Genomic DNA, 15,158 nt, shown 5'->3' with positions numbered 1-15,158 from the left:
GGCGCACCTTGGAGTATTAGTTTTTCGGAACCGACGCTGTATCAGCAATCGGTGGGAACGCGCTGTTCACCTGAACGCCGCGCAGAAGATCAAGCGCCAGGTTCAACTGGGTGTCGTCTTCCGGATCCGGCGGGATGTAAGCCTGGCTTCCGGACTGTTCTTCACCCTCGGCTTCAAGGTGGCCGCGAAGACCTGCTTCACCCCGTGTTTCAACACGGCCAACAAGCTCCTCCGGAAGTTCCTGAAGGGCTTCGATGTCCGGGACAATACCTTTGGCCTGGATAGAATTTCCTGATGGCGTGTAGTAGCGCGCCGTGGTCAAGCGGATTGCACCATTGGCACCCAGCGGAATGATCGTCTGAACGGAGCCTTTCCCGAACGAGCGTGTTCCGAGGATTGTTGCCCGGCGGTGGTCTTGCAAGGCACCTGCAACAATTTCAGACGCTGACGCGGAGCCGCCATTGACCAGTACGATGACAGGTTTGCCGTCTGTGAGGTCACCGGCGCGCGCGTTGTAGCGCTGGGTTTCATCTGCTTCCCGGCCTCTAGTGGACACGATTTCACCACGATCAAGAAACGCGTCGGACACAGCAATTGCCTGGTCCAAAAGGCCGCCCGGATTGTTCCGCAGATCAATCACGAAACCCTTGAGCTTGTCTTCGCCAATGTTTTTGGCGGTTTCCTCAAGCCCTTTTTTCAAACCATCGAAGGTCTGCTCGTTGAACTGGGTTACACGAACATAGCCAACATCATCCTCTTCCCGCCAGCGGACGGACCGGATGCGGATGATGTCGCGGGTGATCGTGATATCGAGCGGCTGTGTCTGACCTTCGCGGCGGATGGTTACCACGATATCCGTGTTGACCGGACCACGCATTCTTTCAACAGCTTCGTTGAGGGTCAGACCCTGAACCTGTTCGCCGTCAATATAAGTGATCAAGTCACCCGCCAATACACCGGCCTTGGCCGCAGGTGTTTCGTCGATCGGCGAAACGACCTTCACCAAACCGTCTTCCATGGTCACTTCGATACCCAGACCGCCGAACTCACCGCGGGTCTGCACCTGCATATCGCGGAAGCTTTTGGGTGACATGTAACTGGAGTGCGGATCCAGCGATGTCAGCATGCCATTGATGGCGCTTTCAATCAGCTGTGCATCATCGGGAACTTCAACATAATCCGAGCGGACCCGTTCAAACACGTCCCCAAATAGGTTCAGCTGCCGGTATGTATCAGTTGCCGCAGCATTTGCTGCTCCTGACACATGGAATGGCATTTGGGACAAGGTTGTCACAGCCGCGGCCCCCAAAAGGGCACCTGCCAGCAGCAAGGAAGCTTTCCGTATCATCCGCGAGCCTTTTCTTCTTCTGTGCGTGCCCACCATGGTGTGGGATCGACCGCACGGCCGTCCTTCCGAAATTCAACATATAATATCGGCTGGGTCGAGCCCATACCGAATGTTGATGCGCTTGCCCATTGGGTCGCGCCCATTACACCGACCGGTTCGCCGGCCAAAACAAATTGTCCGAGCTCCGCATCGATCCGGTCCATTCCGGCCAGGAGCACATGGTAGCCGTCACCCGTGTTCAGGATCAAGAGCTGGCCATAAGACCTGAAAGGGCCAGAATACACCACCCATCCATCTGCTGGCGATGTGACATTCGATCCGGGGCGTGTGGCGATCGACTGGCCTTCCGTCACACCGCCAAACTCATCTTTTTGACCGTAATCCTTCAGCACAGTGCCGGATACGGGTTGAGGAAGCCGTCCTCTGGCGTCCTCAAAAGCAATCGCAGGCGCTAAGCGGCCAGGATCCGAAAACGGATCGTTATCTCGCGGCGTCCGGTTTTGATCCAAAGCAGCCTGCCGGGATTTCTCAGCGGCTTCCCGGGCGCTTTCGATCTCAGATTCCAAGTCTGCAATCAATTCCTTGAGCGAACCTGCCCTTGCCGCCAATTCTGCTGCACGGCGCTTTTCATCCTCAAGGCTACGGACCGTTTCAGTATGTTCCAGCCTTTTGGCGCTTAAGAGAAGTTCCAGCCGTGACTTTTCCTCAGCCAATCGCATGGCATCACCGCGAAGCCGGCGTTCCTCATTTGCGATGACTGTCTTCAAGCGCTGAAGCTCCTCCAAATCAGCGGCCAAGGCCTCCGTTTCCACCCGCAGTTCCGGCATGACCGCATTTAAAAGAATCGCGCTGCGAACCGCCGAAAGAGCGTCACTTGGGCGAACTGCCAATGCTGGTGGCGGCCGGCGGCCAATACGTTGAAGCGCCGCCAACACTTCAGCTAGGACATCGCGGCGCGCGATCAAGGACAAGCGAACAGCGTCTTCATTCTCGCCAAGACTGCGCAACCGACGTTCAGTGTCCGTCAGCTCTGTTTCAAGACCGCGAATTGTGTCTGCCGTGTTGATGATCTTTGCATTGAGGGTGTCGCGGTCCCGGTCAAGGGACTGGATTTCTCGGGCAATCGCCGCTTGCCGATCCGACGAGACAGTGATGTCTGACGTAAGCGCGGCGAGCTCCTGTTCGCGCTTCGCCTTTTTCTCAATCGCAGCTTCAATTTCCGGTGAGCTGACCGCAACCTCGGACGGATCTACCGTCTCGGTGACGTACCCTGGCACTGGCCACAGAAACGCACAGGCAAAAAGGCCGCTGAGAAGTGCCGAATGACCAGCTTTCTTCCACCGCCGTTTTCTAATTCCCCTGCCCGGATCTGATCTCAAGTTGCGCGATCTCCAATACGCCATACGAACTGCGATACCGGCATGGCGTTAACGAAGTGTTTACCGTAGTGGCCAAACCGTTAACACCACGCCCTTATCCACCGTTCGCAGCATTATGAGCACTATCGGCAGAATGCGGCGATATGCTGGCGCTGCGTTTTATGATCGAGGATCAGTTGATCAAACGCGATGATAAGGATGGCCGGACTGGATCGTGATCGCCCGGTAAATCTGTTCCGCAAGAAGAATGCGGGCAATTTGATGCGGCCAGGTCATCGCCCCTAACGCCAGTTTGAAATCGGCGCGGGCCAAAACCTCTTGACCATGCCCATCGGCACCACCAATGGCAAAAACGATGTCCGGCGCGCCGTCATCCTTCCACCTCTCCAACCGCTCCGAAAAGGCTGGGCTGGTCAGGTTCTTGCCGTTTTCGTCCAGCACGATCAGCTTTGCGCCAGCCGGTAGAGACGCTAAAATCGCCCGTGCTTCATCAGCCTTGCGATCTTCGGCGCGCTGAGCGCGGCTTTCCTGCATTTCTGAAAGACCGACATCGGTAATTCCGAGCGCGCGACCAGACTTGCGCGCCCTGTCCATGTACCGGTCGAAAAGATCTTTGTCCGCACCAGCCTTCATGCGGCCAACGCAGATAAGTGAGAAGCGCATCAGATCCTCGCCGGACGAATATCCGGTGCCACTACTGCTTCGACAATATCACGGGGCTCCTGGACGGAACCCTCGTGCCAGGTTCAGCCGATATACTGCGGTGCGTCGTCTTCTTCCGGGGCCCACATCTTTTCCAGATTGTAGAAACCACGGACTTCCGGACGGAAGATGTGAACGATCACATCACCGGCATCGATCAAGACCCAATCACAGGTGGTTTGCCCTTCAACGGTCGCATTGCCGTGTCCTGCAGTTTTCAGGTCACGCTGCAAATGATCCGCGATTGCCCCGACATGACGATGTGAACGGCCGGACACAATCACCATGTGATCGGCCAGGGAGCTTTTTCCTGCGATGTCGAGAGTAACAAGGTCCTCTGCCTTGGAGTCTTCCAGACTCGCGAGAACCGTATCGAGGAGGCCGGCCGTAAGGTCTGCACTTACGGAAGCCTTCATAGGAGTGGACATTTCTGTCCGCCCGCTTTCAAGGGACATGGTCAGGTGGAATGCCTTTCGCTGTCTTCAATGGCCTGTGTCCAACGTCGTCACGAACATGATTGTCCGACTTTGCACGTCACCCGTTTTGGCTACAGGCCGGTTGACCAATGTGCGGCCGCCCCCTTAGCAGCCACACTACATAATACCGCGTCTGACTTGGCAATTTCAAGACAACGGAATTTTCACTAGGCTGTTTGCCTTATCCGTCACCCCTTGCGCCTCAGATCAGTTGATGAAGTCTGATCCAAAGGGGTGTGCAGAAACGTCCATACCGGAGGGTCCATATCGGGAAGAAGACCTGCATCCTCTTCTGGAAGCCGATATTTTTCATAGGCTTTTGCCATTGGCGACGACAACATCGAAAGCGATGCGCCCGGTCTGTCGACGACTGCGACCGGCACGGTGCCGAGAATACCTCGCCAATCCTGCCAATGATGAAACCCTGCCAAATTGTCAGCACCCATGACCCAAACGAATCGGACCGACGGGTTTCTGGACCGCAGTGCCTGCAGTGTCTTGGCCGTGTAGGGCGTGCCCAACACTTTCTCATAAGCGGTCACTTTCATCCGCGGATGATTGGACAACGCACTCGTCAACTGAAGCCGCATTTCAAGCGGCGCCAGCTCCGAATGGCTCTTCAGTGGATTGCCCGGTGTGACAAACCACCAAACTTGATCCAGCCCAAGACGCTTCAGAACAGTGTCGGCAACCATCTTGTGACCGGAATGCGGCGGATTGAACGACCCGCCGAAAATTCCGATCCGGTTGCCCGCTTCACAATGGGGCAATTTCAACCAGTCCTGATGACGGTCCTGGCCGGTGGACAATTTGCTCATGGACGGATTTGGCCCGTCCCATGCACCTTGTATTTGAAGCTTGTCAACTGCTCGACGCCAACGGGCCCGCGCGCATGCATCCGTCCTGTGGCGATCCCGATTTCCGCCCCCATCCCGAATTCGCCACCGTCCGCGAACTGGGTCGAAGCGTTATGCAATACGATCGCCGAATCCACTTCCGCCTGGAACCGGTCCGCGGCAGCTTGATCCTCGGTGATGATGCAATCGGTGTGATTGGACCCGTAATGGGCAATGTGCGCGATGGCAGCATCGAGATCCGGGACAATCATCGCAGAGAGGATCTTGTCCAGATACTCCGTTGACCAATCCTCTTCACTTGCTTCCAAGACACCTGAGCCAATTTTCTGGACTTCGGCATCGCCGCGGATCTCGCAATCACCTGCGTTCAATGCATCCAAAATTGCCGGCAAATGGCTCTCCGCAACATCCTTGTGAACCAGCAGCGTTTCCAAGGCGCCGCAGATCCCGGTGCGGCGGAGCTTGGAATTCTTCACAATCGACACGGCCTTTTCGAGATCGGCAGCCTTATCGACAAAGATGTGTACGAGCCCCTCAAGGTGCGCAAACACCGGAACACGCGCCTCGGTCTGAACCCGTTCGACCAGACTGCGCCCGCCACGCGGAACGATCACATCGAGGTTTCCGTTCAATCCCCGCAGCATTTCACCAACTGCCGCCCGGTCGGTCACCGGTACGATCTGGATCGCATCTTCAGGCAAACCAGCCCCAATCAGACCTTTTTGCATCGCTGCGTGAATAGCCTTGTTGGAGTTCACGGTGTCAGATCCACCCCGGAGTACGACAGCATTGCCGGCCTTCAAGCACAGCGCACCGGCATCGGCGGTCACATTCGGACGGCTTTCATAGATCACACCAATCACACCGAGCGGTGTGCGGACCCGTTCGATCTTGAGACCATTCGGCCGTTCCCATGCCGCAATCACGCTTCCAACCGGATCATCCAGCGCAACGATATCCTCTAGAGCTTTGGCAATCGCTTCAACGCGCTCTTCGTTCAAGGTGCCGCGATCTAGAAACGCTGCGGTCTGGCCATTGGCCTTCATGGCTTCGACGTCTTTGGCATTGCCTTCAAGGATTTCCGGCGTTGCGGCCCGCACCGCTTTCGCCATCGCCACGAGCGCATTGTTTTTTGCCTTGGTTGGGGCATTGGCAAGCACCCGGCCAGCCGCCCGCGCCCGCGTGCCGATCTCCGCCATCAAAGCTTCCGTCGACTGTGCCTCAACCTTGTCCAGCATTCCTTCAACTCCCGTTTGGCACGTTCATCAGCGCCACCTTGAATTGGTGTTTTTAGCTTGTTCCGTTCAAAAAGCCATCTTCGAGCACAAGATCATCCCGGTGGATCATCTCGGCCCGGCCCGGATATCCGACAATTGCCTCGATTTCGCGGCTGTTACGGCCAGCAATCAGCTGCGCCTCATCCATGTCATAGGCAATGAGACCCCGCCCGGCCACTGCACCGTCCGGCGCCAGGATTTTCACTGCGTCTCCACGGCTGAACTGACCGGAAACGCTGGTCACCCCTGCAGGCAACAAGCTTTTTCCGGACTTTAGGGCACGAACGGCACCCGCATCCAGAAGGATTTCGCCGCGGGGCTCCAACGTCCCGCCAATCCAGGCTTTACGGGCGCTTGCCGGTGTCGCCAATGCGGGGAACCAGGTGGCCCGTGAGCCCTCGTTCAGGCGCTTCAACGGATTGAGTTCCTTGCCGGATGTAATCACCATTGACGTTCCTGCGGCGGTCGCGATTTTCCCGGCATCGATTTTGGTCTTCATCCCCCCGCGGGAAAGTTCGGACCCGGCACTGCCGGCCATCGCTTCAATCTCTGGCGTAATCCGCGAGACTTCCGGCAAGAACACCGCAGACGGATCAACATGCGGCGGCGCGGTGTAAAGACCGTCGATGTCCGATAGCAGGACAAGACAATCGGCGCTCGCCATGGTCGCAACGCGTGCGGCCAGCCGGTCGTTGTCGCCATACCGGATTTCGGACGTAGCAACGGAATCATTTTCATTGATGATTGGAACCGCACCGAGCTTTAACAGCGTTCCGATGGTGGCACGCGCATTGAGATATCGGCGCCGCTCTTCCGTATCTCCGAGTGTCAGGAGAATTTGACCGGCGCGCCGATTGTGCGCGTCCAGCGCCTCGGCATAGGCTTTGGCCAATGCGATCTGGCCTGTTGCAGCCGCCGCCTGGCTTTCTTCCAATTTGAGAGGCCCTTTTGGCAACCCAAGGATCCCACGGCCAAGCGCGATAGACCCAGACGACACCAGAAGCACCTCAGCTCCGGCATCCATCAGGTCAACCACGTCGGAGACCAGAGCCTCCAGCCAGTCTTTCCGAAGCGCTCCATTGCCAACAAGCAGCGCCGAGCCGATCTTGACCACAATCCGGCTATGGGTCTTGAGGATCCGCTGCGCCGACATCAGGGATGCCACCCCTCCTGCTCGGGAGACGGTACCTGATTGGCAGCTTCTTCCTTGTCGCGATCGATGGCCCGGACAATCATCCGCAGGGCGCGGTCAACATTCAGACCGCTGGCAGATGACAGGATCAAGGGTCTTTGACCACAGGCAGCCTCCAGGCTGGCCGACTTTTCTGCGATCAGATCTTCGGTCAAGGCATCGCATTTCGACAAGGCCACGATCTCGGGCTTATCCGTCAGACCAGCTCCATAGGCTTCCAGCTCTCCGCGGACGACCTTGTAGGCCTCGCCAGGGTCTTCTTCACCCGATCCATCAACCAGATGGAGGAGAACGCGGGTCCGCTCCACGTGACCCAGAAAGCGGTCACCAAGGCCGGTGCCTTCGTGGGCACCTTCAATCAGACCAGGGATATCGGCCATGGCAAAGCTGTTGCCGTCGATCTGCACAATACCAAGGTTCGGGTGCAGGGTGGTGAAGGGATAATCTGCGATCTTGGGCTTCGCTGCCGATACGGTTGCAAGGAAGGTGGATTTGCCTGCATTCGGGAGACCAACCAGACCGGCATCCGCAATCAGCTTCAGCCGCAACCAAATCCATTTCTCTTCGCCTTCAAGACCCGGATTGGCGCGGCGCGGCGCTTGGTTTGTCGAAGACTTGAAATGCGCGTTACCGAAACCGCCATTGCCGCCCCTCATAAGGTGGACCTTTTGGCCGATTTCCGTCAGATCGGCGATGATGGTTTCGTTATCTTCTTCCAGGATCTGCGTCCCGACAGGCACTTTCAGAACGACATCGTCGCCATGCGCTCCGGTCCGGTTCTTACCCATCCCGTGAACGCCCGTTCCTGCTTTGAAGTGCTGTTGGTAGCGATAGTCGATCAGCGTATTGAGGCCATCAACGCATTCGACAATGACGTCACCGCCCTTGCCGCCGTCGCCACCATCCGGTCCGCCGTATTCAATATATTTCTCGCGGCGGAAGGAGACACAGCCCGCACCGCCGTTTCCTGATCGCACGTAGATCTTTGCCTGATCGAGGAATTTCATTTTTCTTCTCTTTTCATCCTGGACCAGGACATGATCTTCGTTTCGATCAATAACCGGTCGTAAAGTCTGCGCGCATCAATTCGGTTTGCAAGGCTGGCACTGGCCCGGAGCGCGCGGCACTGTCACAGAGGCTTTCTCCAACCTGGCGAAAGCCCATTTTATTCATAACCGCCAAGGACGCGGCGTTTGTCTTCATGGCTTCGCTGACAACCCGATTGTGATCCGTTGTCCGGAAAAGCCATTGAAGCGCAGCCAGAACGGCTTCGCTCATAAACCCTTGCCCCCAATAAGGCTGCCCCAGCCAATAGCCGATCCGGGGCGTTTCCTGCAACTTCCGAAAACCCACCGCGCCAATCATTTGGCCATCATGGTCAACATGAAAGGGCAGTTCATCGGCCTCTTCCGGTGCCTTCCAACTCGCAGCCGCCCTGTCCAGAAATGCCCGTCCGCCCTCCAGATCATAAGGATACGGCACCCGGGACAACATCTTGACGACCTCGTAGTCTCCGAGAAGCGCAGCGCAGGCATTCAGGTCATCACTTCGCGGCGGCCGGAGCACCAGCCGCCGGGTCCGGATCTCTGACGGGATCATGCCACTTGCCGTCTGGCTTCGTAGTCAGACCGCTCCAGGCAGACGACGACATTCGAGACCTTCCGGTCAAGCGCCTTGGCATACCGTTCGGTCATGGCATAGGGCTTGAACCCGAACTTGCGTAACAATCCGCGGGACCGGGTATTCTCTTCAAATGCCCGGGCACCAATCGCATCGGTTTTGTAAACGTCGAAACCCCACTCCAGAACGCTCTCAACAGCTTCCGAAGCATAGCCATGACCCTGGAAGGCCCGCCCGATCCAATACCCGATTGAAGGCGCATTCGGCAATTCATCGAGATCACCAGGCGCAATGATGCTGACAACACCGATGAAAACACCGCCGAGCGTGATCGCGAAGGCAGCTTCATGTGTGAGCGGATCGACCCCCACAACAGTTTCCAGATAGGCTTCCGTCTCGCCTTCCACAAACGGCCAGGATACAGCGCTCAGCCAGCGGACAATTTCAAAATCCTTACCGCCAAGCTGTGCAATTGCCGAAGCATCATCGGCGGTCAGCGGCCGCAGAACCAGACGGCGCGACTTCAATTCTGGCAACGTCATCATCGGCCTTGCCCCCATCCTTTCAGAGATTTCCAGACGGCTTTTTCAAGCGTGTACCGCTCGATCGGCACAGACCCGCCGGCCCCGAGCGACCGGATCATCGACTGATCGCGATACTGGAAACCCGATTTGATCAAAACCCTGCGCGAAGCCGGGTTGGTCACTCGACAAGAGCCCTGCAATTCTTCGGCGTCTGTATGCGTGAAGGCATGATCAACAAGCGCATGGACCGCCTCGGTCGCATAGCCCCGTCCCCAGAAGGGTTCACCGAGCCAATAACCAATATGCAGAGGACCATCCGGCTCGACATTGGCGTAGCGGGTCAGACCGATGAGGCGGCCCGTGCTTTTCAACCGGATCGCAAACCCGGCGTTCAGCGGACGGTTGCGCTCAGCCTTTTCGATCAACGCGCGGCCGTCTTGCGCCGTGAAAGGATGCGGCATGGTGGACAGGTTTGCCGCCACCTGTTTGTTGTTCGCCAGGAACACCAAATCAGCCAAATCGTCCACACGCGGCGTGTCGAGCCGCACATGAACCGCTTCCTGCGGCAACGGGGCCGCGTACAAACTGCTTTCGTCTAACAGACCATCGCTTTCAACAACCATTTTTTCCTCCAGCCAAAACAAATCAAGGGAAAGATGGTGCCCCATCTTCCCCTTGGATCTTTGACTGGTCTTGGATGCTGACCTGTCTCGAATTGCCGGGGTCTGGATGGGACACCGGCGCTTCGAAACGTCACGTCGGCTTTACTCCGCAGCTTCCGCCACTGGGACCACATTGATGAAAGTTCGTTTGTTGGCTTTCGCCTGAAACTCAACTTTGCCTTCAACGGTCGCAAAAATGGTGTGGTCCTTGCCCATGCCTACGCCGGTGCCAGGATGCCAGGTTGTGCCACGTTGACGAGCAATGATGTTGCCCGGGATTACGGCTTCGCCACCATATTTTTTGATGCCAAGACGGCGGCCGGCTGAGTCGCGGCCGTTGCGGGATGAACCGCCTGCCTTTTTATGTGCCATCGTTAGAACTCCTCGTTCTTCGAATACTTATAATGTCAGGTCTTAAGAAACAGCAGCTCAGTTGCCAGCCAGTTCTTTCGCCTGCTCAACCCAGTTACCGCGTTCGAACTTGCCCTTCAGGCCGGTCTCTTCTTCAACGCGAGCGATGTCATCAGCGCTCATGGCTGCGATCTGAGCGAAGGTGGTGATGCCAGCTTCGTTCAGTTTCTTCACAGCAGCCGGGCCAGCGCCGTCCAGTTTCTTCAGGTCGTCCGCGCCAGCGTCTGCAGCCGGTGCGTCTTCCTTGACTTCAGCCTTCGGCGCAGCCGCTTTCGGCGCAGCCTTCTTGGCCGGTTTTGCACCACCGGTCAGGATGTCGGTCACCTTAACGAGGGTGAATGCCTGACGATGGCCATTGCGGCGGCGGGAATTCTGACGCCGGCGCTTTTTGAAAATGATAACTTTGCGGTTGCGGCCCTGATCGACCACTTCTGCAACAACGCTGGCACCTTCAACGGTCGGAGCGCCAACTGTGGTGTCTGTGTCGTTGCCCACCATCAGCACTTCGTCGAAAGTTACGGTGCTGCCAGCTTCGGCATCGAGTTTTTCGACCCGGAGCAGGTCGTCAGCGGCAACTTTATACTGCTTGCCACCAGTTTTGATCACTGCGAACATGTCTCGCACGTCCTTCTTTTCGTTTTTTAAATCCAACAACTCGCTTGACGCCAGTTGCGGAAACCGCGTTGAACAAAGGCGCCGAAGCAGCAAACATCTGCTCTCGGTCTTTGGCAGGTCATTACAGCGGCTTGAGTAAAGCGCATTCCTGCGGGCCCGGCCCAACACGAAGGCCGGAGTCTGGGCAGACCCCGGCACTTCGAACAGCGCGCAATATATGTATCGGCATCGGCATGTCAATCTTTTCTTGGAATTGAAACACGTAGTGGAGTTGACCGCAAAAGCACCGCGCGCCGATAATCCCAATCTCACGCACCAAAAGATGCACGGTGGGCGACTACCTACATATGGACATCCATGTCTCGAACTGCCGCACGGACTCCTCCCATTTCCGCCTCCAACTGACGCACCTTACTCTCGAGTATTGCAACTGCTGCCAGGTTGTCGCGCGCTTGAACTGTCGTTTGGCTTACGGTGACGTCTGTCGCATAAATTTCAGCCTCAAGTTCGTTCACCTTGGTCGACAGACCGGCAACGCCAAACCAGCTTTCTTTTATGTCCGTTGCACTGCCCTTCAGCTCAAACAGTTTGCCAATTACTTCGAACTGGATGCCCGTCAAAACGACGTTGAGGATAGGCTTGACCATACAAGATCCGCCAGCAAGCAAAGTGAAGTCTGCATCGACCTGGACTGTAGACGTTGCCCCAAAAAAGAAGTTGTTTGATACGCCGGTCACATAGGTGTCCTTCGCCGTACTTTTCTCATATTGGTGACCGCCGATGACCTTGTAATGGTCCTGCGAGCTTTCGTAGATCGTCCCGTTTGCTGATCCGGAACTCGTCTCGCCGGCTGTGATGTATATGTCCTTGCTGTCCGCGCTCGCGATCTTCACATCGCTTCCAGTTGAGGAAATGGAAACCGTCCCTGCTGCTGCGGTCGTATAGGAACCTGTTGCATCAAGCTCGTAGTTCCCATTGACCGCCTGATTATAGGCTCCGGTCTCAATGTACATTTTCTCGCCAGCCTTAACGAGGATCCGTCCATCGCAGGACAGTAAGATGCCTTTCAGTGTTTCACTGTCGCTCACACCAGCCGCCTGGTCGACCGCAGTATCGCTGTCGCCAGCGTCACTTATGTGCTGCTGCGGGTAGTAAGCTGCGAGTTCACTGGACGTGCAATCGTATTCAAGATCGGACGCCTCGCCGAGCCTTAGGATAGCGCCGAGCTCATCATCGTCCCCGTCATCGTCCACGTTATAAGGTACGAAGAAGTATACGTGTGGCGTGCTGTATTGAACGTCGCTTTCGCTCGATATTGTGGTTTCCGAATCCATGTCCGCGTCCTGTGCTCTAAAATAAGACGCCGGACATGGCCGGCAGGTAACCGCTAGCGACTGATGTGTCCTTGTCTTTGTTAGGAGTTGATACCAGACCTTCCTATCGACAAGGGAACAACCAACAGATGACTCAGATTTAATATTGAAGATACAAAACGGCAATATTGCGCAAACCAGCCGCAATTGGCTTCGCCGTGCCTGTACCAGACTAGCGGGCAGAAACTCAGAAATGGGAACTTCGAAATCGGGACTTGCGGGCATGGGCAGGTTTGTCTATGTTCCGCGCCGCTTAAGACCCGTTTGTCGATAAGCATCGCGGAGAGGTGCCGGAGTGGTCGAACGGGGCGGTCTCGAAAACCGTTGAGCGCGCAAGCGTTCCGAGGGTTCGAATCCCTCTCTCTCCGCCAGCCACTTTTTCACTCTCCGCCATTTCGGCGAACCGCAGACTTCCGCGAATCTTCAAAAACGGCCAACCTCGAACAGAGGCTGGTATCGTCCATGGTATCGCGCAAGGTATCGTCCTTCGTCTCCCTTGAGGCAGTTCGTCAGGAACACCGGAATAAGTCGTCTGCTCCCCCTTCCGGAACGCAAAAAACCCGGAAACCAAAACGTCCCTCCCCTGGCCCCAATCTGGTTCGCTCGGGAAATATTTATCTTTTTCAAGTTCGATGGCCGAAACAGCTGGACCCGGACCGCCGAGCGGCCCCGATCCGGATCAGCCTTGGCGCTTGTCCTCACCGCGAAGCGCGCCGCCAGGCTGATCTTTTGATCGGATACGCGCGGCACCTCTTCGGGCTGACGGAGCTTAGGTGCGTGACAGAAGAACAGTCTAAAAGTAACGAGGCTTCCGAGGATAATGATGAAGACTTTCAGCCCGCGCTGGGTGACCCAATTGTGCAAGCTGAGTTCATTGGCGAGTTACGAGCCTATCACAGGATCATTTCCAGACCACCGCCGCCTGACAGTCCAGCAGACGAGAAGATGTTCGCGGCCATGCGCGGCTTTGTAGGTTTGGCAAAAGAAATTGCCGAACCGGAAAGCGCTAATCCGCTCATCATGGACAATTTTGAGGAACTTCGGTCGAGATATACGAACGACCAAAAAGCCGCAATTGCTGAGAAGGACAATACGGCACGAGCGCCTGACCCAAGAGAAGAGACAGCCCGCAAAGCCAGAGCACTGGCTGAGCGCACAGGTATTTCGACAGAATATGCCGGAACAGCGGAAAAGACATTACCAGCTGAGACACCGCCAAAGGCTGGATCGACTTCGGACATCAAACCCACATCGCAGTCGGCGGGAAAAGCTCCCGTCGCAGAAGTGCTTCCAACATCTCCGGTAGCACCCGCGCCAGTTCAAGCTCCTACACCACAGAAGACAAATTCACCCGAACGCCCTCACACGCCCGTCCACCAATATGACAGGCGTACCGTTCAGCGAGCCCACTCAACAAAACCACTCTTCTCATATGTGGCCGAGGAATACCTGTGCTCATGGCTCGGCCGAAATCCGGAAGCATCAAAGGATATTGATTCAGCCCGCACCCGGAAAGAACTTTTCATTGAATTGATCGGCGATCACCCGGTCGATACATACACTGGTGCGGACCTCCAGGCTTTCGTGGAGTTCTTGAAATTCTACCCTGCAAATCCGAACGCGCGTTCTCCGGCCCTATCCGCCCGGGAAATAATTTCCGCGAACCAGACATTTGAACTACCACCGCTTTCAAAAGCATCAGTCCAGAACGTATATGTGTCGAACATCAAATCCATGATCCGACATGGAATGGTCGATTACGAATTTAAGGATCCATTTGATGGCGTCCGATTGCGTTACCCGAGTACCGCATCCAATCAGGTCGAAACGGAACCGCTGAGTTCTGATCAAATCACCCGGATATTCCGCACAGGTGTAGACACTGGCCTGTTGGACAACACCATGCTGCCGTTGCTGGGCCACTTGACCGGGAGACGGCTTGGTTTGCTGACCTACCTGAAGGGCACGGACATTTGGGAAAAGTTTCCCGGGGTTTGGGTCGCGCAAACCTCGGGCATATATTTCGATGAAAATGAGAACCGTTGGAAACGGGTTCCCTATAAGACAGGGGCAAGCACCCGGTATTTCGTACTCCACCCCTTCCTGAAAGAGATTGGGTATATCGACTGGGCATTAAAACAACAGGATTGGCTGTTTCCAGGGCTAATGAAGCTCGCAGACCCCGCAAAGTCTGCATCGCAGTACATGGGGCGGCTATTCAAGAAAGCCGGAGTAAAGACCCGCGAGGACGGCGGGCGAGAAATTTTCCATTCCTTACGGGGCGGACACATCGAAGACCTTCGTGAACAAGGGATTGATGCTCGCGACCGTCGTCTTCAGGTCGGTCACAAGTTAACCGATATCCACGAGGAATACGGTTTCAAGTCACTGACAGAAAAGGCCGCGCGTCGTTTAACGCAAGCTTCTCTGAATGAGGAAATCGACTACTCGATGTTTCAGGGACTGGATTTCGAGAAGATTGCGAATAACAAGCGATCCCGGGGGAGGAAACGAAGCAAATAGCGCTATTAGTTCTAATCCTGCCGCTTTGAAATGAGCTGCGCAAGGCTCTGCATCCGAAAAGCCTTGAAAGCATCGTCATTTACAATGAACTTGTGGAGTTCTGCCTCATCTGGAAGGCGCTTACGCATGAAGTCTTTGTTATTCTTCAAAGAACCACGCTCAATCGATAGGGTCGGGTTACTTTTGCACTTTTCCTCAA

At 56.0% G+C, this 15,158-nt stretch carries 15 protein-coding genes and 1 tRNA gene; 2 read left to right on the top strand and 14 right to left on the bottom strand.

Annotation, left to right across the window (positions count from 1 at the left end; translation table 11 throughout):
* Positions 1–16 precede the first annotated feature (16 nt).
* The 14 genes from RBB44_RS01675 to RBB44_RS01610 all read right to left on the bottom strand — a co-directional run bounded on the left by RBB44_RS01675 (position 17) and on the right by RBB44_RS01610 (position 12,397).
* The gene (locus RBB44_RS01675; protein WP_306148145.1) at positions 17–1,348 is read right to left on the bottom strand and encodes a S41 family peptidase; all 1,332 of its coding nucleotides are present in this window, start codon (positions 1,346–1,348) and stop codon (positions 17–19) included.
* Positions 1,345–2,727 carry a murein hydrolase activator EnvC gene (locus RBB44_RS01670; protein ID WP_306148144.1) on the bottom strand — a complete coding sequence of 461 codons (1,383 nt, stop codon included), beginning with the start codon at positions 2,725–2,727 and terminating at the stop codon, positions 1,345–1,347. The genes RBB44_RS01675 and RBB44_RS01670 overlap by 4 nt, the downstream gene beginning before the upstream one ends.
* 180 nt (positions 2,728–2,907) lie before the next feature.
* Positions 2,908–3,390 carry a 23S rRNA (pseudouridine(1915)-N(3))-methyltransferase RlmH gene (rlmH, locus tag RBB44_RS01665; protein WP_306148143.1) on the bottom strand — a complete coding sequence of 161 codons (483 nt, stop codon included), beginning with the start codon at positions 3,388–3,390 and terminating at the stop codon, positions 2,908–2,910.
* Positions 3,391–3,473: 83 nt separating this feature from the next.
* Positions 3,474–3,857: a ribosome silencing factor gene (gene rsfS / locus RBB44_RS01660; RefSeq protein WP_286182741.1), complete on the bottom strand. Its 384-nt coding sequence runs from the start codon at positions 3,855–3,857 to the stop codon at positions 3,474–3,476.
* Between the two features lie 236 nt (positions 3,858–4,093).
* Positions 4,094–4,723 (bottom strand): nicotinate-nucleotide adenylyltransferase, encoded by a 630-nt coding sequence (locus RBB44_RS01655; protein ID WP_306148142.1) that lies wholly within the window; start codon positions 4,721–4,723, stop codon positions 4,094–4,096.
* On the bottom strand, positions 4,720–6,000 hold the full coding sequence (locus RBB44_RS01650) for a glutamate-5-semialdehyde dehydrogenase (RefSeq protein ID WP_306148141.1): 1,281 nt from the start codon (positions 5,998–6,000) through the stop codon (positions 4,720–4,722). Before RBB44_RS01650 ends, RBB44_RS01655 begins: the two co-directional genes overlap by 4 nt.
* 52 nt (positions 6,001–6,052) lie before the next feature.
* Positions 6,053–7,192: a glutamate 5-kinase gene (proB, locus tag RBB44_RS01645; protein WP_306148140.1), complete on the bottom strand. Its 1,140-nt coding sequence runs from the start codon at positions 7,190–7,192 to the stop codon at positions 6,053–6,055.
* Positions 7,192–8,238 (bottom strand): GTPase ObgE, encoded by a 1,047-nt coding sequence (obgE, locus tag RBB44_RS01640; protein ID WP_306148139.1) that lies wholly within the window; start codon positions 8,236–8,238, stop codon positions 7,192–7,194. The genes proB and obgE overlap by 1 nt, the downstream gene beginning before the upstream one ends.
* Positions 8,239–8,284: 46 nt before the next feature.
* Complete coding sequence (locus RBB44_RS01635; protein WP_306148138.1) at positions 8,285–8,830, bottom strand: GNAT family N-acetyltransferase; 546 nt, start codon at positions 8,828–8,830, stop codon at positions 8,285–8,287.
* On the bottom strand, positions 8,827–9,396 hold the full coding sequence (locus RBB44_RS01630; protein ID WP_306148137.1) for a GNAT family N-acetyltransferase: 570 nt from the start codon (positions 9,394–9,396) through the stop codon (positions 8,827–8,829). The genes RBB44_RS01635 and RBB44_RS01630 overlap by 4 nt, the downstream gene beginning before the upstream one ends.
* Entirely contained in the window at positions 9,393–9,998 is a 606-nt protein-coding gene (locus RBB44_RS01625) for a GNAT family N-acetyltransferase (protein ID WP_040451371.1), read from the bottom strand. Before RBB44_RS01625 ends, RBB44_RS01630 begins: the two co-directional genes overlap by 4 nt.
* Before the next feature lie 141 nt (positions 9,999–10,139).
* Positions 10,140–10,409 carry a 50S ribosomal protein L27 gene (gene rpmA / locus RBB44_RS01620; RefSeq protein WP_008192734.1) on the bottom strand — a complete coding sequence of 90 codons (270 nt, stop codon included), beginning with the start codon at positions 10,407–10,409 and terminating at the stop codon, positions 10,140–10,142.
* 57 nt (positions 10,410–10,466) lie between these two features.
* Positions 10,467–11,063, bottom strand: coding sequence for a 50S ribosomal protein L21 (rplU, locus tag RBB44_RS01615; RefSeq protein WP_306148136.1), 597 nt, complete (start codon positions 11,061–11,063; stop codon positions 10,467–10,469).
* Between the two features lie 341 nt (positions 11,064–11,404).
* A complete protein-coding gene (locus tag RBB44_RS01610) occupies positions 11,405–12,397 on the bottom strand; it encodes a hypothetical protein (protein WP_306148135.1) in 993 nt (330 codons plus the stop codon).
* 320 nt (positions 12,398–12,717) lie between these two features.
* Between RBB44_RS01610 and RBB44_RS01605 the strand changes: the two genes are divergently transcribed.
* Positions 12,718–12,807, top strand: a tRNA-Ser gene (locus RBB44_RS01605).
* A 406-nt stretch (positions 12,808–13,213) separates the two neighbouring features.
* On the top strand, positions 13,214–14,959 hold the full coding sequence (locus tag RBB44_RS01600; protein WP_306148134.1) for a hypothetical protein: 1,746 nt from the start codon (positions 13,214–13,216) through the stop codon (positions 14,957–14,959).
* Positions 14,960–15,158: the final 199 nt, after the last annotated feature.

This window comes from Roseibium sp. MMSF_3247, from assembly GCF_030733765.1.
In the GTDB taxonomy this organism is placed as follows: Bacteria; Pseudomonadota; Alphaproteobacteria; order Rhizobiales; family Stappiaceae; genus Roseibium.
This window is presented reverse-complemented; position numbering and strand designations above follow the sequence as displayed.

Coding starts and splice junctions, on each gene's coding strand:
- RBB44_RS01675 (WP_306148145.1), bottom strand. CDS start 1,348: ATGATACGGAAAGCTTCCTTGCTGCTGGCAGGTGCCCTTTTGGGGGCC.
- rlmH (WP_306148143.1), bottom strand. CDS start 3,390: ATGCGCTTCTCACTTATCTGCGTTGGCCGCATGAAGGCTGGTGCGGAC.
- rsfS (WP_286182741.1), bottom strand. CDS start 3,857: ATGTCCACTCCTATGAAGGCTTCCGTAAGTGCAGACCTTACGGCCGGC.
- RBB44_RS01655 (WP_306148142.1), bottom strand. CDS start 4,723: ATGAGCAAATTGTCCACCGGCCAGGACCGTCATCAGGACTGGTTGAAA.
- RBB44_RS01650 (WP_306148141.1), bottom strand. CDS start 6,000: ATGCTGGACAAGGTTGAGGCACAGTCGACGGAAGCTTTGATGGCGGAG.
- proB (WP_306148140.1), bottom strand. CDS start 7,192: ATGTCGGCGCAGCGGATCCTCAAGACCCATAGCCGGATTGTGGTCAAG.
- obgE (WP_306148139.1), bottom strand. CDS start 8,238: ATGAAATTCCTCGATCAGGCAAAGATCTACGTGCGATCAGGAAACGGC.
- RBB44_RS01635 (WP_306148138.1), bottom strand. CDS start 8,830: ATGATCCCGTCAGAGATCCGGACCCGGCGGCTGGTGCTCCGGCCGCCG.
- RBB44_RS01630 (WP_306148137.1), bottom strand. CDS start 9,396: ATGATGACGTTGCCAGAATTGAAGTCGCGCCGTCTGGTTCTGCGGCCG.
- RBB44_RS01625 (WP_040451371.1), bottom strand. CDS start 9,998: ATGGTTGTTGAAAGCGATGGTCTGTTAGACGAAAGCAGTTTGTACGCG.
- rpmA (WP_008192734.1), bottom strand. CDS start 10,409: ATGGCACATAAAAAGGCAGGCGGTTCATCCCGCAACGGCCGCGACTCA.
- rplU (WP_306148136.1), bottom strand. CDS start 11,063: ATGTTCGCAGTGATCAAAACTGGTGGCAAGCAGTATAAAGTTGCCGCT.
- RBB44_RS01610 (WP_306148135.1), bottom strand. CDS start 12,397: ATGGATTCGGAAACCACAATATCGAGCGAAAGCGACGTTCAATACAGC.